Annotated in this window: 14 protein-coding genes; 3 read left to right on the top strand and 11 right to left on the bottom strand. The window is 61.6% G+C overall.

Translation table 11 applies throughout. From position 1 onward, the window contains the following. Positions 1-36 precede the first annotated feature (36 nt). A complete protein-coding gene (locus GYH35_RS07240; protein WP_161815223.1) occupies positions 37-3,111 on the bottom strand; it encodes a TonB-dependent receptor plug domain-containing protein in 3,075 nt (1,024 codons plus the stop codon). A gap of 423 nt (positions 3,112-3,534) precedes the next feature. Between GYH35_RS07240 and GYH35_RS07235 the strand changes: the two genes are divergently transcribed. Next, a complete protein-coding gene (locus GYH35_RS07235; RefSeq protein ID WP_161828044.1) occupies positions 3,535-4,545 on the top strand; it encodes an aldolase/citrate lyase family protein in 1,011 nt (336 codons plus the stop codon). 90 nt (positions 4,546-4,635) lie between these two features. Here GYH35_RS07235 and GYH35_RS07230 read toward each other — a convergent pair whose 3' ends face one another. From GYH35_RS07230 to GYH35_RS07220, 3 genes are all read right to left on the bottom strand, one after another. After that, entirely contained in the window at positions 4,636-4,974 is a 339-nt protein-coding gene (locus tag GYH35_RS07230) for a hypothetical protein (protein WP_202624145.1), read from the bottom strand. Between the two features lie 176 nt (positions 4,975-5,150). Next, positions 5,151-5,477, bottom strand: coding sequence for a hypothetical protein (locus GYH35_RS07225; RefSeq protein ID WP_161815225.1), 327 nt, complete (start codon positions 5,475-5,477; stop codon positions 5,151-5,153). Positions 5,478-5,537: 60 nt separating this feature from the next. Beyond that, positions 5,538-5,864: a hypothetical protein gene (locus GYH35_RS07220; RefSeq protein ID WP_161828043.1), complete on the bottom strand. Its 327-nt coding sequence runs from the start codon at positions 5,862-5,864 to the stop codon at positions 5,538-5,540. An 807-nt stretch (positions 5,865-6,671) separates the two neighbouring features. Between GYH35_RS07220 and GYH35_RS07215 the strand changes: the two genes are divergently transcribed. Then, positions 6,672-7,010: a hypothetical protein gene (locus GYH35_RS07215; protein ID WP_161815227.1), complete on the top strand. Its 339-nt coding sequence runs from the start codon at positions 6,672-6,674 to the stop codon at positions 7,008-7,010. A gap of 103 nt (positions 7,011-7,113) precedes the next feature. Here GYH35_RS07215 and GYH35_RS07210 read toward each other — a convergent pair whose 3' ends face one another. The 5 genes from GYH35_RS07210 to GYH35_RS07190 form a co-directional block, all read right to left on the bottom strand. Continuing rightward, positions 7,114-8,178, bottom strand: coding sequence for an SMP-30/gluconolactonase/LRE family protein (locus GYH35_RS07210; protein ID WP_161828042.1), 1,065 nt, complete (start codon positions 8,176-8,178; stop codon positions 7,114-7,116). A gap of 26 nt (positions 8,179-8,204) precedes the next feature. Then, positions 8,205-9,515 carry a S41 family peptidase gene (locus GYH35_RS07205; RefSeq protein WP_161828041.1) on the bottom strand — a complete coding sequence of 437 codons (1,311 nt, stop codon included), beginning with the start codon at positions 9,513-9,515 and terminating at the stop codon, positions 8,205-8,207. Then, entirely contained in the window at positions 9,515-10,012 is a 498-nt protein-coding gene (locus tag GYH35_RS07200) for a MarR family winged helix-turn-helix transcriptional regulator (protein ID WP_161828040.1), read from the bottom strand. The genes GYH35_RS07205 and GYH35_RS07200 overlap by 1 nt, the downstream gene beginning before the upstream one ends. Before the next feature lie 100 nt (positions 10,013-10,112). Beyond that, on the bottom strand, positions 10,113-11,753 hold the full coding sequence (locus GYH35_RS07195; protein ID WP_161828039.1) for a M20/M25/M40 family metallo-hydrolase: 1,641 nt from the start codon (positions 11,751-11,753) through the stop codon (positions 10,113-10,115). Positions 11,754-11,882: 129 nt separating this feature from the next. After that, positions 11,883-13,766, bottom strand: coding sequence for a glycoside hydrolase family 127 protein (locus GYH35_RS07190; RefSeq protein WP_202624144.1), 1,884 nt, complete (start codon positions 13,764-13,766; stop codon positions 11,883-11,885). 327 nt (positions 13,767-14,093) lie between these two features. Here GYH35_RS07190 and GYH35_RS07185 point away from each other — a divergent pair, with 327 nt between their 5' ends. Then, positions 14,094-16,898 (top strand): TIM-barrel domain-containing protein, encoded by a 2,805-nt coding sequence (locus GYH35_RS07185; RefSeq protein ID WP_407700194.1) that lies wholly within the window; start codon positions 14,094-14,096, stop codon positions 16,896-16,898. Positions 16,899-16,923: 25 nt separating this feature from the next. Here GYH35_RS07185 and GYH35_RS07180 read toward each other — a convergent pair whose 3' ends face one another. Both GYH35_RS07180 and GYH35_RS07175 read right to left on the bottom strand, forming a co-directional pair. Further along, entirely contained in the window at positions 16,924-18,855 is a 1,932-nt protein-coding gene (locus GYH35_RS07180) for an NPCBM/NEW2 domain-containing protein (RefSeq protein ID WP_161828037.1), read from the bottom strand. Beyond that, positions 18,852-20,891 carry a glycoside hydrolase family 43 protein gene (locus GYH35_RS07175; RefSeq protein ID WP_161828036.1) on the bottom strand — a complete coding sequence of 680 codons (2,040 nt, stop codon included), beginning with the start codon at positions 20,889-20,891 and terminating at the stop codon, positions 18,852-18,854. The genes GYH35_RS07180 and GYH35_RS07175 overlap by 4 nt, the downstream gene beginning before the upstream one ends. Positions 20,892-20,996 lie beyond the last annotated feature (105 nt).

Below are 20,996 nucleotides of genomic sequence, written 5' to 3'. Positions count from 1 at the left end.
GCCTTCGATGGGCCCGCCCCGCTGGTTTCTATCGTTTTAGAACTTGAAGCGCACGCCGCCGTGGAACATGGTTCCGAAGCGGTCGTACAACGTCACGTTCGACTGACCCTGGTAGAAGCCCGCGCCACGGCCACCGGCGACCTTGGCGGGATCCTCGTTCAACAGGTTCTCGATCACAAAGTAGGCCTCGCCCGTGTCACCGACCTTGTAGTTAAGCGCCAGGTCGAAGTACTCGGCGCCTGCGATGTCGTTGTCGTTGATGGTGTTGGTGTAACCGGTACCCGCCAGCGACGCGACCGTCGGGCAGCTGCCCACTTCGCACTCGAGGAACGCGTTGTTGTACTTGCCCGCGCTGATGCCACGCATCGACAGCGTGATCGACACCGGATCCCAGTCGTAACCCGCGGAGAGCAGGTAGCGGTACTTCGGACCGGAGAGGTTCGCGCCGAGGTTGATGCCCGCGTCATCCGAGTTCACGCCGCGGCCGTCGATCTTCGTGCCGTTAGCAGAGGTGGTCTCCAGCTTATCCACAAACGTACCCATCGCACGCAGCGTCAGGTCGCCAGGGCCGACCGGGAAGCGATAGGTGGCATCCACGTCGATGCCGCTCGCCACTTCGCCGACGATGTTCTCGGGGAAGGCGGTAACCACGGTGATGAAGCCGTTGGAGCCACGCGCGATCTGCGAGCACATCTGCGCATCGCTACGCAAGTAACAACCTTCGATGATTTCACGTGTGTTGCGCACGTAGAGCGTGCCGTCGACTTCGATCTTGTAGTAGTCGATCGACATGGTGAAGCCCGGCAGGAAGCGCGGTGTCAACACGACGCCAATACCCGTCGTATCGGCCTCTTCCGGCTTCAGGTTCAGGTTGCCGATGGTCTGGCTCTGCATGAAATAGGTCGGATTGCCCGGCAGACCCAGATCGGTGTTGTTGCCCGTGCCACCGGAGCCCTGGTTGAACAACTCGCCCAAGCCCGGCGCCCGAATGTCACGCGACTTGGTGAAGCGGAAGCGCGCATCTTCCAGCGGCGACCAGATCAAACCGGCCTTCCAGGTCGTGACCTCGCCCGTGACGCTGTAGTCCGTGTAACGAACCGCGCCATTGAAGTCCAAGGTCTCGGCGCCCGGCACGCCGTTCAACAACGGCACCACGGTTTCGAGGAATGCTTCGTTCACATCGAACTTGCCGATCGTCGCCTTGTAGTTACCCGCGAAGAAGGCGCTCGTCTGGTCGAGTGCGCTCACCTCGCCTTCCGACTCTTCGGTGCGATGTTCGGCACCGAACGCGATCGACACGGGGCCCGCCCAGTTCTCGAACGGCTCGCCGCTCATGCTGGCCGCGAGCACCGTCTGCGTGAGGGTGATGTCAGACCAACCCATCTCGGTGACGTAGTCGAGGGCTTGCGGCGAGTTCACGCCCAGACCCATCGGGTTGTAGGCACGGCAACCGGCCACCGGCACCACAGAGAGCAGGTCCGCGCTGCGCGTGCCGCAAACGATGTTGCCGTTCGCATCGAGCGTCGAGTTGATCGCCATGCCATAGCGGGCGTTGACGCGGTTGGTCGGGGTCTTGGAAGTGATGTTCTGCTCGCCATGGACGTAGGAGGCATCCCAGTTCCATTCCTTGCCGCCCAGATCGAAGTTGCCTTCGAGGCCGACCACGCCGCGCTTCAGTTCACGCTCGTTGATGCCCTGCAGGTAGTGCATGTCGCCGTTGAACGTGCCGATTTCGATGGCGTCAACGTTATTGTTGATCATCGTCTGGCGCAGTTGCGGAGACAGGAAGGCGTTGTCGCGATAGACGTAGACGCTGCCGCCGTTGTTCAGGATCGGCACGACCTGCGTGTTGTGTGACCAGGTCTGGCCGTACTGCAAGTCGACGAAGGCGGTGATGTTGTCGCTCACGTCGTACGCTGCGCGACCGAACAGCGTTTTACGCTGCAACGGCAGCGCGATGGTCGTCGCGCGATCGACACGGGAGGCTTCCCAATCGCCGCCTCTCATGGTCGGGCCGTTCACCAGATCGCCGAACTGGAAGGGGATCGCGTCGCCGCCGGTCACGAACTGCGTGCCACGCAACGCGCAGGGCGTACCCGTGATCGGCTGGAGCCGATTGCCCGGCACGCCCGTAACGGTGTCGACATACGGAGTGATGCGCTGACAGCTCAGCGCCAGGCCGCCGTAGGTGCCGTTCGCGACGCCCGCGTTGTGAACCGTGAGCAGCGAGGGCTGGCCGGCCTGCGAGGCCAGCGGGTTGTTCATCATCTGGAACGAATCATCCGCCCAGCTGCGATCGTTGCCGATGATGCCCTTGTCGTCGGCGTACTCGCCGCTGATGAGCAGGTGCAGACGGTCATCGGCGAGCTTGGTGCCCGCCGTCAGCGAGAGCTTGTAGTTCTCGCCGTCACCGGCCGAGGTCATGCCGTAATCGACGTTGCCTTTGACGCCCGTGAACTCCTTATCCAGGATGAAGTTCACGACGCCCGCGAGCGCGTCCGAGCCGTACACGGCGGAGGCACCGCCCGTCACCACGTCCACTCGCTGCACGAGACCGCTCGGAATCATGTTGACGTCGACTGCGCCCGAGAGCGTACCGGTGGCGACCGTCGAGCCGACCATGCGCTTGCCGTCCTGGAGCACCAGGGTACGGTTCGCGCCCAAGCCGCGCAGGTTCAGGATGTTGGTGCCGGCCGTGCCGGAGCTGATGTTCGAGGAACGATTGCGGGGCGTCTGGCTGCCCGCGAACGCCGGCAGGCGGTTCACGGAGTCCGCGATCGTCGTGGTCGCCATCTTGTTCAACTCTTCGGCACCCAGCACGGAGACGGGTGTCGGCGCTTCATAGCCGTCCGCACGCGCGATGCGCGAGCCGGTCACGGTGATGGCTTCGAGCGTGTCGCTCACGCCGGTGTCGGTCGCGCTACCGCCGGTTGCAGATTGAGGTGCAGGCGACGGGCCGGCCTGAGCAACCTGCTCGGCGGTTTCCTGCGCCATTGCGTTGAAGGCAACGAAACTGGTCAGCGCGAGCAACGCGCTCGCCGGTCCCAGTGCCCGTCTGACGGCTGCCGACACCGGGCGTGCGCCCGAACGTGCTGCGCTTCGATCGTTCATCGTCATATTCCCCCTTTAGGAAAATTTTTTTCCTGCGTCGCTTGCGCCGTGAAAACCGGTCGCACGCTCGCAGCTGATGAGTCACCAGATGAGGCAGGGCCTTACGCTTCGCGCCGATGCTTCATTTCGCGGAACATCCTACGCGCGAAGCGTCGCAGGAATTTACTGATAATGTGTGCCGGCAATCTGGGTGGCAGCATGATTCAATCGCCGAAGCGCAAGTTCGCGACATTAGTTTGCGCCCCCGCCCCGGCCGGGCTGCCAAAGGGCGTTTGCGCCACAGCCTCGCTGTACGCAAAGTGAGTTGAAGTCGAGCGCGACGGCGGCTACTTTGAAGAACGAGCGCGCGATCGAAGTGCGCGCGTCCATACCGACATCAATGTCATCACGAACGCGCGCGTTCGTTCGGGGGATTCAAACATCATGCCTTCCACGTCGATGGCCCACACCGTCTCCACTGGCCTGCGTGCCGCTTTGCTTGCCGCCCTCGCCTTGTCGGCAAGCCAGGCGCTTGCCGATGCGCCGAAACAACGACTCAATCCGATGATCGGGCTGATCGAGCAAGGCAAGCCCGTGATGGGCCTGTACGCACCGAGCAATCGCAAGCCCTATGGCGCACCGGCCGATGCGCCGACGCCGAACAAGTCACCCGCGGAGCTTGCGAAAGAAACGGTGAGCTACAAGCTCTCCGATTTCGTCTTCGACGGCAGCATGGAGCACGACTACGAGCAGTCCCTGCCCGTCTTCACGAAGTTTGCGCAGGCGCTCGGTGCTGAAAAGCACTTGAGCAATTCCCCTGCCCCGCACATCGCCTATCCGATGATCGTGAAGATGCACGAGATCGCGCCCGATCCGAAGCTCGCCGCGAAACACATCGGCCAGCAGCTCGATCTGGGCGTCTCGGGCATCATGTTCGTCGACGTGCAGAACGCCGAGGAAGTCAAACACGGACTCGCCGCCATGCGCTATCCCGCCCAAGGCGGCACGCGTGCGGACTCCGTGGGCGCAGGTCCGAAGTATTGGGGGGTGAGCGAGAAGGAGTATCGCGCCAAAGCCGATCTGTGGCCGCTGAACCCGAACGGCGAGCTCATCAACTGGGTCGTCGTCGAAAGCAAAGAAGGCTTGAAGAACGTTCGCGAGATCGCGGCCGTCAAAGGCATCGGTGTGCTCTGGCCGGGCGCCGGCACGTTGCGTCGGGTGTTTTCATCGCCGGGTCCGGATGGCAGGCCCGTGACGGATGAGAAGGCGTGGGAAGGCGCGATTCAGTCGGTGCTCGCCGCCTGCAAGGAGTTCAAGGTCGCGTGCGGGATTCCGACGACGCCCGATCAGATCGAGATGCGGATGAAGCAGGGATTCAGTGTGTTCGTGATGAATTGGGGGGATGCGGGGTTCAAGACTATTGAGGTGGGGAGAAAGGCCGGGGGTCGGAGCTGAGCGCATCCGACTTCTTGCCACGGCGTCCTTCGTAGCGATGAAGGACGCCGCGCCGGATTTGGCGTCAGTTCGCGGGCATCGCCCTGTCGCTCAGCTAATCAGCCGCACTTCGTTGATGTCCTCTGCATCCAACCAGCGAGTGCAAGTTCCGGTGCCGTTGAGCAGCACTGTGCCGCCCGAGGCATACGCGGTCATGAGCATCGCAAATTGCCTCTTGCCCGCTTCGGAATTTTCATTCGCGATGACCCAATAGTGAGCCGTCGCGCAGCCCGGCGCACCCGATCTCGTGCCATTCACTATGACGTAGATCAACCCGTCGGATGCGCGCTGGATCAACATGCTTACTGTTCCTTGTACGGCGCCGTTCGCGTGCGCGCCAGCGCTCATCGCCAGCATGAGAAACAGCGATGCGATCTTCCACTTCTTCATAAGCACCCTCGACTCCTTGACAAAAAAATCTGTCTTGAGGGCTCAATGACGGGATCGTTTGATGTTCGCCGTCCGTGGCCGTTGTGGCAGTACATTGCTTTCTCCACGAATGGCTGTCAATCACCTTGCAGCCATGGAGCTGCGCCGATTCGACGCGCCGCGCAGCGGTGCCTTCTTTAGCCATCAAACGTATAGGTGCCGACGCTCACGATCAAAGCATCCGTGTAATGCCGCTGGGACGAGCTTGTGCTCTCGTTGCTGCGGATGAGATAGACGGGAGACTGCGCCGTGTATGCGGCCATCACGAGCGCCACCAGCCGCTTGAGTTGATCGCCCGAGTATTGATTGGTGCGGAAGATCACGTTCGGATCCTGATCGATCGTGAAACGGATGTGCTCCTCGCCCGCGACAATACCGATACCGGTGATCCTCACATTTATGTAGTCGACAGCGTGGGCGTTCGCTGCGAACAGCAAGACAGCCAGGCTGAGCAGGTACTTCATGTGCTCTCTCCTTAGAACAATGTCGCTGATGGCATCAGCAGTGCGGAGATGAACCCGCTATCACTGCGAAACTCTCAGTGCCGTCACGAGGGGTCGCCCCCAATCGTCGCATCCCTCAAGTTTGGCCTGGACCTGCTGTCCGGTGGCAATGGCCAGCATTATCATGGAGATCATGCCCTTGCCCTTCGGCGTGGTTCCATTGACGCGGGAGTACCCCACGTAAGCGCAGCCGTCCGGGTTTGTGGGCGAGCCGAACATCACATAGAACCGCGAGGCATCGTCTTCACCTTCATACAATGCGTCTGTCACCGTCGTCATGGGCTGCCACCCCGCGGCTGACGCCAGCATCGGAAACGTCAGGAGTATTGATGCAACGAACTTTCTCATTCCATTTCCCTCGGAGCAAACATCATGTTTCGCTCAAACTCCACACACGATCAAACTTCAGCCCCGTCATGGCACATTCCGAATACGTTTATAGAAGTCCTTCATCGAACCAGAGGCCCCTGAGACGGTAATCGGACCTCCCGTAAACGCCCCAACCCCCACCCGGCTCGAGAACGCCTCGGGATCGCGAGCCACTGGCGCGCTGTAGCTCACGGGCGTGAGCTTATAAACGTCCATACTCGAAGTTGAGATTACCTTTCGACAGCTCATCTTGAATGTAGCGCAGCGCGAGGACTGCGATGAACGATCCCTGTCTTTTCATTCCTATTCTCCTGAACTCATGCGCATAGACCGTCATGCCCGTGGCTCACGGGTCGGCTACAGCAGTCATGACGATTGAGAGTATTCGGCAGGTTCTGGGCTAAGCTTCCTTTGCTGCCGCCTGTAACGAATCGGTAAAGAAACGCTCGCTGACCAGGCGCATCGCAGACTCCATTCTGTCCGTTCTCATACATTGCCGCCGCGCCACAAAGGTGTCAACGCGACAAACTGTTGCGAGAGATTGAATCAGGATTTCCCCGAAACCTCGCTGCTCACCGAGCGCATGCCTTACTCCTTTTTGTTGACACCTCTACGCTGCTCGCGTCCACTCCGCATCGGACATTGACAGGCGATCGATCCGAATGCAATCTGCTTGAGCACGAACACAAGCTCAGGGATGGCGAGAACTATAACTTCGCGCATCCCTCGAGCATGGCAACTGCATCGGACAATTCTCCGAAGCTCGCAGGACGGAAGAGCTCAACCATGAAGCGAATCATTGGTGCACTCAGTGGACTTCTCTTATCCTCGCTGGCACTCGGCGCTGGATACATTCCAAGCGCGGTAGTGACTGGCGTGCGCGTCGATCGGAATGGGCATGCGCTCGTCATGTTCGACCGGCCCGTTGAGGGACGGGCGAGCTGCACCATCGATTACTATGCGAATGCCCTGGCATTCAACACCAATGAGGCGGGCGGCAAAGCCATTCTTGCCTTGGTGCTTGCTGCCGAGGCGACAGGCAAACCGGTGAGAGCCTATGGTACCGGGACCTGCACCACGTATGGACACTCGGTCGAAGACTGGGAGTACGGTCAGACTCAATAGTCTGCAGCGTTACCCGTCGTTCCACCAAATGACGGAAAGCACACGATGGATTACCACCATCGAGCGCTGCTCGGCCGAGCAACATCGTTCGGCCGACACACGGTCACTCTCGCAGTCGGTAACGGGCGATACGTGAGCCGCTGAACGTACCCACCCAAATCTCGTTGCCGACCATTATCGCGGCGGAGGCGCCGCCGAACGCGCGGCTGCCGGACTCATCGAGCAACGGTTCAACGGACAGCGACCGGGGATCGACGGCGAGGACTTTGAAACCTACTTCGCAGGTCGGCAGGCTCGTGCACGCAAAAATCTCCGCCGGCGTCGCTGCTTGGCCTGCAATCAGCAGCCTGCCGTCAGGCGTTGCGCGAATGTTATCGGGATGCAGCGCGCCCAACTCCACCGCTTGGTGGGTGTATGGAATCTCTCCGAGCGAGATCACATGGAGCTTGCGGTCGCCCCAGCCCGTGACAAACAATCGCTTGCCATCCTCAGAGACGGCGACGCCGTTGTTGGCGCTGAATTGCGTACCGGCAACTTCCGACCACCCTGCCCCGGGCGCCCACTTCGCGACGAACCCGCTGATGCCGCCGGCCATCGCCTTTTGATAGGTCTGAGCGTCGCTTCGGATTCCAAAGCTGGTAACCACGAACCCACCGCTCGGCACCGGCGCCACTGAATTTGGCATGACGGCGGGCGGCACGAGGACGCAACCTTTCCAGATCAGCGCTGGCCGCCTCGCGCTCATATCCAGATCGAAGATCTCGATGGACTCGCGACCGTTGTGATTGACTGCATACAGCTCGTGCTTCGATCCCGCGCCGTAACGGATGGCAATGCCGTGCGCTGCGAACTCATCTTTGCCCGGGGCGCCAGGGCATTCGGAGTATATCGACGCCTTCGGCCCCTTGAAGTCAGGTGCGACGGGACTTGCGGCGCCGCTGCTCGCGTCGATGAGATACAAGCCACCCTGGGTCGGCGGATCGGTCAGTCGACCGGCAATGACCCACGCGCTGTCGCGAATGGCGACCAGATCTTCCGCGTTCCGCACATTACAAACATACGTCGCGCGCTCATCCGAGGGACAGTCAGAGACGCCGGCGGCGCTGGCAGCGCCAGTCAGCGAACAGATCCATAGCAACGCGGATACCGTGCTCGACCACGCCTTCATGCTTCGCTCCTCCCGTGTCGGCCCGCTCATCCTCTGGGCAACACTTGCGGCTTCGCGGCCCCCGCGCGCAACAACTCCATCGTCTTACCGGTGAGCCGCACGCGTAGTCCGTCGACGCGCTCAACTGCAAACAAACCATCTGCGGTCATTGGCGTCAAGCGCGCTGGCTCTCGATCCGGTCGAGTGAGCCATAGCGTCCCGTCGCGGTACTCGACGCTGGTGGTCCCATAACGCGCCGCGAGTCTCTGCAAACGAGCAGGATCGAGGGTGACGGGATTCAACTTCGCGTCGGCTGCGATCTTGGCCCACGCATAGTCGGCGCGATTCTCAGCGCTAACATCCTGCTTCGCGCTGAGCCGCTCGAGCGCCAAGGCGTGCGCGACTTCCAACGCCTGAGTTGGACTGGCCTCGATGCTGGGCGCCACGCCAACGCCCTCCCAGTTGCTCTTGCTGATGGGATGAACCGGCCGCCCATAGGAGATGCTGAGAATGAAACCAGGCGCGATCGGCAGCAGCCTGTTGTTGTTGGCTGCCCCCACCGTTTTCGAGCCGATCAACTCGCCGAGCTTGAACTGCTGCACGTCATAGGCGAAGGCTTCCGCCGCCGAGGCGGCGCTGAGATCGATCAGTACATACAGCGGCATGCCTTTCATTCTGCCGGCAGGCAGGTGCTCCAGCGTTCGCGACTGCACGGGTGGCTCCGAGCCTTCCAGGAAGCTCATCTCCAACACGTCAGGATCCATGAAATGGCTCACGAGGTAGCGAACCGCGGCGTGCGCGCCGCCGCCGTTGCCTCTGATATCGATGATCACGGCGTCCCCGTCCTTGAGGAACCGCATCGCCTCGTCGTAGACGGCGCCGGTGCGATCGTTCAGCCAATCGAATCGCTTGATTCTCAAATAGCGCACGTTGCCGCCGAGAACACTCATTTCCGTGAGTCCGTGGTGCTCCCGTAGAGCAAGTCTCTGCCACAACGCCTCCTCCCCGCCATTCTCGCCAGCCGCGCTGCTCGCGATGGCATAGCCCGAAGGATCAAAACTGAGCCACAGATGTTTGTCGTGGCCTGTGTTCTTCAGATCCTCCGTCACGCGTTCGGCGAAGACCAAAGGGTCCTCCGTGCTGTAGCGACCGCTACGCTCCGCCGCGCGCAGCTGCTCAACGATGCGCGGCCGCATCTCTGGGAATACGTAACTCTTCTCGAACGTCGTGACGATGGCATTCAATGCAGCGCCTCGCTGCTCCGCCGAGAGCTCGGCAGGCGCTGCCTGGGACGCCCCGAACGCCGAGGCGCAGATTAGACAGCCGATCGCCAGCATCGCCGTGAATTGATTCGACATCAGGCTTTTTTCCTGCTTTTGGAACGTTTGAGCTTCGCCGACGCCGTATCGATACGCTGCGTGAACGAGGCGCGATCGAGCGCGGCAATCGCCTCTCTCAACAGCTCCGATAGCGGCATCGAGAGCTCTGAATCGAGCATTCGCGCCGCATCGTTGGTTGCGTGCCAGTGCTGCTCGAGCTTGGGAATCATCGCCTTCGCGGCGGGTGTCAGCACAACGATGCGCTCCCGTGCGTCGCTGCCCGCCTCCAATCGCACCAGCCCGTTCTCGACCATCTGCGCGACAGTCTGGCTCGCCGCGGAATGTGTGATTCCAGCGGTACGCGAGATGCTGCGAATCGAGGCTGGGCCAGACGCCATCAAGGCGCGCACGACGGGGGTGTAGCGAGGGCGGTACGCGAGCCCCGATTCGACATAGCTCTGCTCGACCGCGCCATCGAGTTTCTCGATGAGATGTCTCAGCAGCGTACCCAAGGTGGCAGGCGGGTGGGCGGGCATGGCGGAAATGTATAAGCACTGTTACATTTTCGCAAGACGCAGGAGCGAAGCACGCAAGCTTTGCTCCTGCCCATCCGGATCGCCTGGCGATTTCGAGCAACTATGGACGTTTGACACGAGCGGCTGTCGGTGCGAACACGGCCGCGAGCTCGTCTGCCTCATACCACAGAGGTCGTCGCGACCCGTTCGCCGCGCCCGCGACGACCGCGTACATGTATTGTCCCCATCGCTCAGCCACGTCCCAGCGTAAAGGCAGCTTCATGGCATCCGAGGGCTGGTGGTAGTGACGAGACTCGTACTCATCCCATGCCGCTACATCTTCGCCGCCGCCACGGCGACTTCCCCGAGCGGGATTGGGGAACAGCACCGGAATGCCGACCCGCAGGAATGGATACTGATCGCTCAGCGCCAGATTGCCGCGACCGGGAATCGGATCGGGCTCGTGGACCGCGCCGATGGATCGCGCGGCCACAAGAGAGATCTCGCCCAGCGTGGAATGCTCGGCGCCTAGGGCGACGATACCTGCGAAGTCGTGGAATGCCATGAGACCATCCACGCTGATCGCGCCGACGATATCGTGCAGTGGAACCAGAGGATGGGCGACGAAATAGTCCGAGCCGAGTAACCCCTTCTCCTCGGCCGCAGTGGCGAAGAAGAGTACCGAACGCTTCGCGCCGCCGGCAGCACTCAACACTCGCGCAACTTCCAACATGGCAGCAATGCCGCCTGCGTTATCCACTGCGCCGTTGTAAATGGTGTCCGGCCCAGCTTTGGGACCGACCCAGGCGTCCAGGTGCGAGGCGACGACGATATATTCATTCTTGAGGCTGGCATCCGTACCGGGCAGCACGCCGATGACGTTCGACGTCGATGAGTCTTCGTGAACGGATTTTCGAGCCAACCGGATCGAGGCTGGCAGATTGAAGCCGCGCGGCGGCGACGAGATCGACTGCTGATAAATCTCATCGACGTTGCGGCCGCCCTGAGCAAACAACGAGCGCGCCACCTCCGGACCCAGCGTAATGGTCGCCTTGATCGTCGGCGCATGCTCGCGCTGCGCCGGATCGGTCCAGCCGAGTGCAGGCAAAGGTCGAGCCTGCCGTGTTCGCTCCCACGGAGAAAATTGTTCACGCTCTGGCGATTTGAGCGTCAACAGAGCGATTGCGCCGGCTTCCGCTGCCATGCGTTCCTTTTGCTGAATCCAGCTATAGTGCGCGCGCAGCGCACCGGGAAAGCTCGCTGGCGCTCCTTCCAGAATCACGACGGCTTTGCCCCTGACGTTCAATCCCGCGTAATCGTCGTGCCGAAGACCCGGCGCTCGGATGCCCCATCCGGCAAAAACCACATCCGCTTCGATAACCTCATCGAGCGTAGTGGCGCTGGCATCTACCGCGATATCCCGGCCGTTCTGATAGAGCTGCGCACCGCTTTTCGTCCGCATTTCGAATCGCACGCCATCGGGCTGCAGCGAGCGGCGACGCAATGGCACCTTCTGATAGAAGTCCGGGTTCGCACCTGCAGGCTTCAGGCCGTACAACGCAAACTGCGTGGCCACATAAGCCGCCGCGATGTCGTAGCCTCTCGTACCCGCTTCTCTACCCTCGAGCAGATCGTCAGAAAGAAAGGCAGTGTGCGCTTTGATCGCCTCGCCCGAGACCGGCGCGGCGTCGACCATGACCGCCTGGGCGCCCCACCCCAATGCGATTGCGAGAACTGCACGAAGTCCGGCGCTGTAGAGCACGTCGAAGTTCCTTCTCGTGTTAACGGCTCCCGAGTTTCGCATACGGGCGAGGCGCGCTCGCGCAGTAACGGCCGACCGCCTGCAACTGCGCAATCGGCGCGAAACTCAAGGGAGCTACGACGGATGGGTCTAAACCGCCGGCGGTTCGATCTGCCAATACGTCACATACCGCTCGTGCGCAATTCGATGGTAGGGCATCAGTCGCACCGTCTTCTGCTCCGTCGAGACGAGCAAGAATTCGTTGGCGCTGTCGCCACGACGGATGCTGCGGGCGATCGTTCCAGGATCACCGCGCAGCCGCGGTGGCGTAAACGGTGAATCGTTGTACTTCCCGATCTCACGTTCGTTGACGATGATGTCCGAGCCCGAGGCCAGTCCGTCGCGTCCAAGCGCCGCCGCGAGGACCAGAGGCCCATAGGTGAAGGCGACGATCTCCGGAGCGGCCGGCGCCGAGTCGGTGGCGATTTCCATGGTGAGCTGCAATTCGATCTCATCGCCGCTGCGCCACGTGCGCGACACGTCGACATAACTGCAGGGATGGCTCGAGCGCGCCGCTTCCTTGCCGTTGACGAGCACGACCGCTGCCTTGCTCCAGCGAGGATGGCGCAGCTTGAGCGTGAATTCAGCCGGCTGTTCGAGCTCAAGCTTCAACGTGGTCCCGGAAGATTCGGGAAAGGTGGTTGTCTGCGTCAGCACCGCCTTCTGCTGCTTCCATCGTACAGTGGATGGAATGAACAGGTTCACATAGAGCGCGCTGTCGGCATGGAAATAAATCGAATCACGATACTTCACGTGATTCTCCATGCCAGTTCCGGTGCAGCACCAGAACGAGCGCTCCGGCGTGTGATACAGCTTCATGTAGCCCGGCCGGGCGCCCTGAAAGTAGCTCACCATCCCGCTGTCGGGATCTTGCGATGCCAGGATTCCGTTGTAGAGCGTGCGCTCGTAGTAATCGGCGTACTCTGCTTGCGGATCGTGAACGAACAGCGCTCTCGTCAGCTTCAGCATGTTGTGCTGGCAACACGTTTCGGATGCCTTCGCCGAAAAGACGTGTTTTGCGAAATCCGCCATCGGGAAGAAGTGTTCGTTGTCGCCATGACCGCCAGTTGCGAAGGAGCGCGTGCGCGCGACAGTCCTCCAGAAGAACTCTGCGGCGTCGTTGTACTTGGGTTCCCCGGTTATCTCGTAGACGCGCTGAAAGCCGACGATCTTCGGCACCTGCGTGTTGGCATGCAGGCCATCGAGGTGATCCCGGCCCTTGGCGAGCGGCTCCAGGATCGCCTTATGAGAGAAACGCTCCGCCATCCGCCGATAGTCGGCATTGCCGGTGAGCGAGTACAGATCCGCGAAGACCTCGTTCATGCCGCCATGCTCGGTGTTCAGCATCGACTCGAACTGCGCATCGGAGAGCGGCCGGGTGGATTCAACCGTCCAATCGGCAAGCCGCAGCAGTACGGCGCGCGAGGTGTCGCTGTGGGCCATCGAGGCCGCATCGCGAAGCCCAGCGAAGATCTTGTGGAGCGTGTACCACGGAACACCGGTGATCTTCTCGCCACGCAAATGCGCCTCGACCAGTGCGGGTCCCTTCGGGAAGGCGCAGACCAGTCCGTTACCCGAAGCCTGCTGGCAGGCGGCGAGCTCGCTTGCGATGTACTCGATGCGCTGCTTGAACCGCTTGTTGTTTGTCGATCGATACGCGAGCGCGCACGCAGAGAGATAGTGACCGAGCGTATGGCCGTGACAATTGATGTCCTCCCAGGTGGGCTCGGACTCCCAGCCGCCGTAAACCGCGGCCTTCGCCTTCAATCCCGCGTTCACGCGGAAGTTGTGCAGCATCCGATCGGGCTCGAGCTTGAGCAGATAGGCTTCGGTCATGCGCTGCGCATGCAGGAACGGGCCCTCGGCCAGATCCACATCCGCCAGATCGAATGCCTGCAGCTTGGTAGCACCACGGTCCGCTTGCGTCGACAGCGCGAACACGGGCGCCGGCGCCATTGCGGCCCAACCGCTCATCAGACCCACATTGGCGAGGAAGCGGCGGCGAGATGAGCTCGCGCAGTCGAGATCTTTCATAGGCAGTGACGAGCGCAATCCACCCTCTTTCAATACTTAGACAAATTATCGTAACGTTACCGCTAACGCAACGGCAGGCTTTATACACTCCAGCAGCGCCCGGAGGCTTTGTTCAAGATGATCGGCTGGAAGGCTACTGTGTCGGCGGCATTGCTCGTGCTCTGCTTTGAGACGTCCGTCGCCGCACAGACATCAGGCTCAGACGCGCCGTCGCGTGGGGCGTCTGCACCGGCGACTGGGCTCGATGACAAAGGTCATCTCCAAGCCGTGTTGAGGCCAGCCGATTCGGCTTTCGCGTATGTGCGCCTCAGAGAGGGTGTGCAGGTTCGCGTGGGCGATATCAGCAAGAACGTGATCTTCTACGGGCCTGCGAGCGTGCGAGTGAACGCAAACCTCGGCGAGAACTACTGGACCGCGCCCAGCCTGGTCGTGATCGGCAAGCCGCAGCCCATTGCGTTCACCGTTGGCGAGACGGACAACGCGTTGACCATCGATAGCGCGAAGCTGCGCATCGAGATCAGCAAGGCGAACGGCGCGCTGCGCTTCTTCGATCCCACGGGCACGCTCTATACCGAGGAAAAGCCGGGCGCGCCGCAGACGCTGAAGAAAGTGACGATCTCAGGCGCGCCGACGCTCGAGGCTCGCAACGTCTTCACGTTGCGCCCGGATGAGGCGATCTATGGCTTTGGTTTCAACGGCGAGGACCAGAGCAACCGGCGCGGCAAGGAGCTGCTGCTCGTGCAGACCAATGTCGGCATCATCATCCCGGTCATGATGTCATCACGGCGCTATGGCGTGATGTGGGACGCCTATTCCCAGATGCGGTTCAAAGACGATGCCGAGGGCGCGTCGCTGTGGGCCGAGAGCGCCCCGGGCGGCGTGGATTATTACTTCATGGCCGGCGAGACGCCCGATGCGGTGATCGGTGCGTATCGCGCGCTGACGGGTCAGGCGCCGATGTATCCGAAGCAGGCGTTCGGCCTGTTTATGAGCAAAGAGCGCTACAAGACCCAGGATCAATTGCTCGAGGTCGCCCGCGCCTTCCGTAAGGAAGGATTCCCGCTCGATTACATCGTGCAGGACTGGCAGTACTGGGGATCGGACAAGGATGGCAGCTGGAGCGGGATGATCTGGGATCCGGCGCGCTATCCCGATCCCGCCGGCATGATTCGCCAGGTCCACGACATGAATCTGAAGTTGATGGTGTCGATCTGGCCCTCGATCGGCAACGACACCGCACTGGCCCGCGAACTCGACCGGCATGGGCTGCGCTTCCAGCCGCTGCATTGGATCTCCAAACACGCGCGCGTGTACGACGCGTACAGCTCGCTCGGGCGCCAGATTTATTTCAAGCACATCAAATCGGGGCTGCTCGCCAAGGGCGTCGATGCCTTGTGGATGGACGGCACCGAGATCGAGGTCGCAAGCGCCATGTGGAATGCGCAGGACAACATTCGTGATACGAAGGCGCTCGGTTCGAACGCACTCGGCGACTTTACCCGGTACCTGAATCCCTACTCGCTGCTCACGACTGCAGGCACTTATGACGGACAGCGCGCGAGCAGCGACAGGCGCGTCTTCACGCTGACGCGCTCGGCCTGGGCCGGCGCCCAGCGCACCGCCGCGGCTTCCTGGAGCGGCGACATCTTTGCCAGCTGGAAGACGCTGAAACAGCAGGTCGCCGACGGCGTCAATGTGACCGTGACGGGCAATCCATATTGGACTCAGGACGCCGGCGGTTTCTTCGTTGCCGACTTCCCGGGCGGCGAGCAGAACCCGGCATGGCGCGAGCTGTACGCGCGCTGGCTGCAATTCTCTGCGTTCAACCCGATCATGCGCATCCACGGCACCAACGTCGAGCGCGAGCCTTATCTATTCAAGACAATGGATCCGCAGGTTTATGGCTCGCTGCTCAAAAGCACGCGCCTGCGCTATCGCCTGTTGCCGTACATCTATGGTTTGAGCTGGCAGGTCACCTCGAACAACTACACGCTGATGCGGCCGCTGATGATGGACTTCCCCGACGATCGCACCATCGACCGGATCGACGACAGCTTCATGTTCGGCCCCTCGTTGCTGGTCCATCCCGTCACGCGGGCGATGTATCACCTCTTGCCGCCGCCTGCGGCGACGATCTCGAGCGAATACCTGCGCACGCCGGACGGTCAGCCCGGACTTGCGGGCCAATATTTCGAAGGCGAGAACTTCGACACCCCCAAAAGCCGTTTCATCGACACGAAAATAGACCACACCTGGCCGGACCCACCGCTCGCCGAAGTGCCTCAAGGGCTCACGAGCCTGTCGCACTTCTCCGCGCGCTGGCAAGGCACGCTGATCGCGCCTGAGGACGGCGAGTACGAGATCGGCATCGAAGGCAACGACGGCTATCGCCTGATCCTGGACGGCAAAACGGTGCTGGAAGACTGGAATGCAGGCGCGGCCCGATACAAGGGCACGACACAAACGTTCCGCAAAGGCCAGCTCGTCAAAGTCGCAATCGAGTATTACCAAATCGATGGCAACCGCGTGCTGCGCTTTGCGTGGCGACGACCGAGCGAACGACAGGCCCTGAACGCCCCTGCACCTGCGCTGGACTTGTCGATGACGACCTATCTACCCAAAGGGGCCGATTGGTATGACTTCTGGACCAACCAGCGATTCTCAGGCGGCGAGCGCGTGACGCGGCAGGCCCCACTCGACATCCTGCCGCTCTATGTGCGAGCGGGTTCGATCGTTCCGATGGGACCGCAAGTGCAGTATGCGACGCAGGCGCCCGAAGCCCCCTACGAGGTGCGCATCTATCCGGGTGCGGATGCGCGCTTCACCGTCTATGAGGACGACAACGAAACCTACGCGTACGAGAAAGGCGAGCGGGCAACGTATGATCTGGTCTGGAACGACCACGCACGCACGCTGACGATCGAGGCGCGTGAGGGCAGCTTTCCGAACATGGTGCGAGAGCGAAAGCTCAACATCGCGTTGATGACGGTCGCAGGTCCTGGCGGCTTCGAACCTGCGCGCGCCACCAAAGAAGTGACGTATGCGGGTAAGCGTATCGTCGTTCGCTTGTGACCCAAGCGAACGCCCGTTTTTCACATCAGTGCTGCGACACCTGCGCCGGCGCCGAACCAGACAATAGTGCGGCTTCCGCCCATGTCACAGGAAGGCTCGCAGGATCGTCGATGGGGGCACGCGCGACCAATTCGACGATCTTCACGCCTGACACGTCGACGCTGATCCGCTGCCCCTCCTCACCCCATTTCAGAGCTCGGCTGGTGGCGAGCACCTTGCCGTCGCCATACACCGTGAAGGTCACGGCATGGCGCTCGTCTCGGGCCGAGTCGTTGACGCCAACGATGGCGGTGAACTGGCGATAGCCTTGATTGCGCACCTCCAGACGCGAGTTTGCGAGGACGCCGATGCCCGTCTCGAACTTCTTGCCGCCGATCCGAAGCGCTTCACCGAAAGGGGCGCTGTCCGGCTGCGCCCCGCCCCATCCGGCATAGATCGGGCGTTCACCGCTACCTCGCGTTCCTTGCCATCCAAACGCCGAGCGATGAATCGTAGGGTCGGGCGCAGGCCACCTCACGCCATCGACGGCGGGGTTGACGTTACCGGGCTGCTCGGAAAGATACAGACCCTCGGCTAGAACACGAGCGCCTCGCGCCTTGAACACGAGCGTCTGATGCGCTTCGAGGTGCAGCCTCACCTGCTTTCGGAAGCTTTGTTTGCGTCCATTCCACACATCCACGAGACCGACGTCCAAATCATCTCGGAACTTCAGGTGAGCCGCGGTCAGATCCACCGCCATCGGGGCGGCGCTTCGATTGAAGAGCGCGACGGCCTTCTCGCCGGTGCTCAGCGTCTTCACGAAGATCTGAACCTCGCCGCTATCGAAGGCAACGACGGCCTGATGCCCGGCGGGATCCTGATTGAGCGCAATCACTTCCTCATTGCCAAACACCTCCAGCAACGCGGGCGTCGCGTTCCGCAGATCCATGCCGATCATCAGCGGTGCGTTGATCATGGCCCACATCGATAGATGAGAGCGCGCTTCGGTCAGGTGATCCGCATCGAAGTCACCCTTGCCGATGAACAGCATGTCCGGGTCGTTCCACGAACCCGGGTGAGCGTAGAGCGCCCGCTTGGCGGCGCTGTCGAAGTTGGTGAGCAACCGGCCCCAGGTCGGGTTGATGTCATCGCTGGTCCGCGAAATGTTGCCGAAGTCCTTGCCCCACGCGCGCACGTTTCCCGCACCCCAGATACACAGTGACAGCACGAAGTCACCATCGGGGTTGTTGCGAATCAAGGCCGCGTCGATCTGTCGAAACAGCGACTGAACGCCGGGAATATCGGACCTTGCGACCGAGTCCATGTCGAGCAACGGCTTCAATTCGCGATACGCGCCCGACATCACTTTCTCGCTGCCGGCTGCATAGGCGCGCAGACCGCATCCGTCGATCTTGATGAAGTCGAAGCCCCACGCGGAGAAGAACAGTGAGATGTCCTGATCGATGTGGCCATACAGACCGACCTCTCGCTCTTCGACCGAGCCTTTCGGCAGGTCGGAGTCATCCGGCGAGTACGCCTGCGAGCAGGTGTTGCGCCCCAGGTCCGAGTAGATGCCGGCCTTCAACCCCATGGCATGCAGTCGGTCGGTAAACGGCCGGAAGGATGGCAGCCCGCCCGCGCGCACAGTCGATGGAAACCGCTCAGCGCGGATGACGAGCTCACCGTCACTCGCACGCCGCTGCAGCCACCATCCGTCATCGATGTTGACGTAACGATAACCCTTGCGGGCCAACCCGCTGTCCACCAGCGCTTGCGCAGATCCGAGGATCTTGTCCTCATCGATGTCCGTTGCGAACGCGTTCCAGCTGCTCCAGCCCATGGGTGAAGTTTGTGCGCGACCTGAGCTGTATGCGCTCCATCGGCTGGTCGGCGCTAACGGATCGCCCTGCACGTCGGCTGCGAACGCTGGAAAGACAGCAAGCAACGCGAGGGTCGCGCCAAGAAACTTCGTGGTCATGTCCGCGGCTTCTCCCAAGCCCAACGCACTCCATCGGCCCCATCGGGCCGCGGCCCGGGACTGTCCGCGACGATGCGCCGTGATTGTGGATCGATGCGCAGAAAGCGATGCGTACGCAGCGACATCAGCACCAACTCGCCGGAGGGCGTCTCGATCCATTGAAACGTTTCCGCGAGGCCGGGCCGTTCGCTGGTCAATCCAGCCGCGCCGCTCGCCTCGACCGTGACGAACCGTTCACCGAGCTCGAGTGCGACACGACCCAACTGCATGTCCACGACTTTGATTGCGCGAGGCTCGCCTACCACCAGCCCGCCCTCGCCCGCGCCGAGGCCGTACTTCTGTCCCGCCGCGCTCAACAGAACTCGCTCGCGATATGGAATTGGCCGCATCAAACCTCGCGGCGCAGGCTGAGCAACTTCGAACTCATCGAAATCGGCCGCGCCGCCGCGCTGACCTGCTGAGTTGTAGTTGAACAATGCATAGCGCACGCCTTGAAACGTCGTGAGCTGAAAGACCATCGTGAGCGGCTCGCCGAATGGCACAAAACGCTCACCGTCGAGGGAATAAGAAAACCGCGCCTGCTCGGTGAGAAAGTCACATTCGGCGCGCAGCCAGACACGCTGCGAGGGCAGATCCAGGATGGCCTTGCGTCCGCTCTGCTCGTCGAACTGAATCAACTGCCGCTTCTCGCCTGTGCGCTGCACGCCCAGCCACGCATAGGGCCGGTTGAACAGCGCAAGGCCCGCCACATCCTGATCGCGCATCGAGGCAGTATCGAGCAGCACGGATGGCGCCGAGCGCGGACCGATCGAGCGTTGGGTCAACGTGTTTCGCGCATCCCACAGGCTGGTCGCGGGCAAGGCATGCAGGCGTAGGTATCCTTTGCGCTCGCCCAAGGACCATGCATTCTCGACCGGCACGTGATTCCATTGCCAGATCGGCTTGAGCGCGCTGCCGGAGAAATCGTCATCGCGTTCGTAGGGGACCGTGACGGGCTGTGCGACAGCGGTCTTCGGCTTTACCCAGGTTCGCGGCGTGCGCCCCAGATTGCCCGGCAAGCCGAAGTACGGCCATCCATCCTTCCATGTGACTGGCGATAAGGCCGTCAGTCGCCCCACCGAGTTGTAGTCCATCATCGAGTAGCCCCACCACTCGCCGCTCGATGTCTGAATCACTCCGCCCTGATGTAACGACAGCCGGCCGAGCGCGTGAGGATCTCCGGGCCGGATATCATAAGGGGGCGCTTTGCCGCGCATGTCGCCGAGGCGATATCCCTGAGCGAGGCCGAAGTCCTCATCGATGCTGATCGCCTGGTTCACTTCGTAAGGCCCCTCGGGGCGATCGGCTCGTGCCGCAGGCATCCGCATGCGGCCGTCGTACCAGGCGCTGGTGATGAAATATTTCCCGTCGATCTTCGTGAAGTGCAGCCCCTCGCCCATGCCCGCATCGGTGGCGATGATTTCGCGCTGCGTGCCGGGCACGATGTCGGTGAGATCCGCCGTCAGTTGCGCAAACTGAATCGAACGGTAGCCCCACACCACATAGACCTTGCCGTCATCGTCGAACAGCACCGACAGGTCGTGCAGGCTCCGGCGCATCGATTGCTGCCGCCAGGGCCCGGCGGGATTCGTGGCGGTGAACAGTTGCGTGCTCTGCTTGTTCACATTGCTGAAGATATAAAACGTGCCGTCGTGATAGCGAAACGATGGCGCCCAAAATCCCTGGCCATAGATGCTGGCGCCGCCTTCCAGCCGGAACGACGGCCCGAGATCCAGCCTGCTCGCCGCGTAACTTACGAAGTTCCAATTGACCAGGTCCTTCGAATGCAGGACGGGCAGTCCCGGCATCGAGTGCATGGTGGTGCCGGTGAGGTAGAAGTCCTCGCCGACGCGGATCATGTCGGGGTCGGAGAACTCGTCGTAGAACAGCGGGTTCGTGTACGTGCCGTTGCCGTTATCCGGCGTCCAAGTGTCGGCTTGCGCGCCGCCCGTCCACTCGAACAGCACGAGCAAAAGAATTCCCACGCACCTGCGCATCGTCACTCCACTGTCCGCGGCGAGCAGCGTAATTAGCACCCAGCCCGATGCTCGTCAATACTCGTACAATTCAAAAACAGGGTCCGCCGGCGCAACCTCCGGCAG

This window comes from Steroidobacter agaridevorans (assembly GCF_009932555.1).
GTDB lineage: Bacteria > Pseudomonadota > Gammaproteobacteria > Steroidobacterales > Steroidobacteraceae > Steroidobacter > Steroidobacter agaridevorans.
This window is presented reverse-complemented; position numbering and strand designations above follow the sequence as displayed.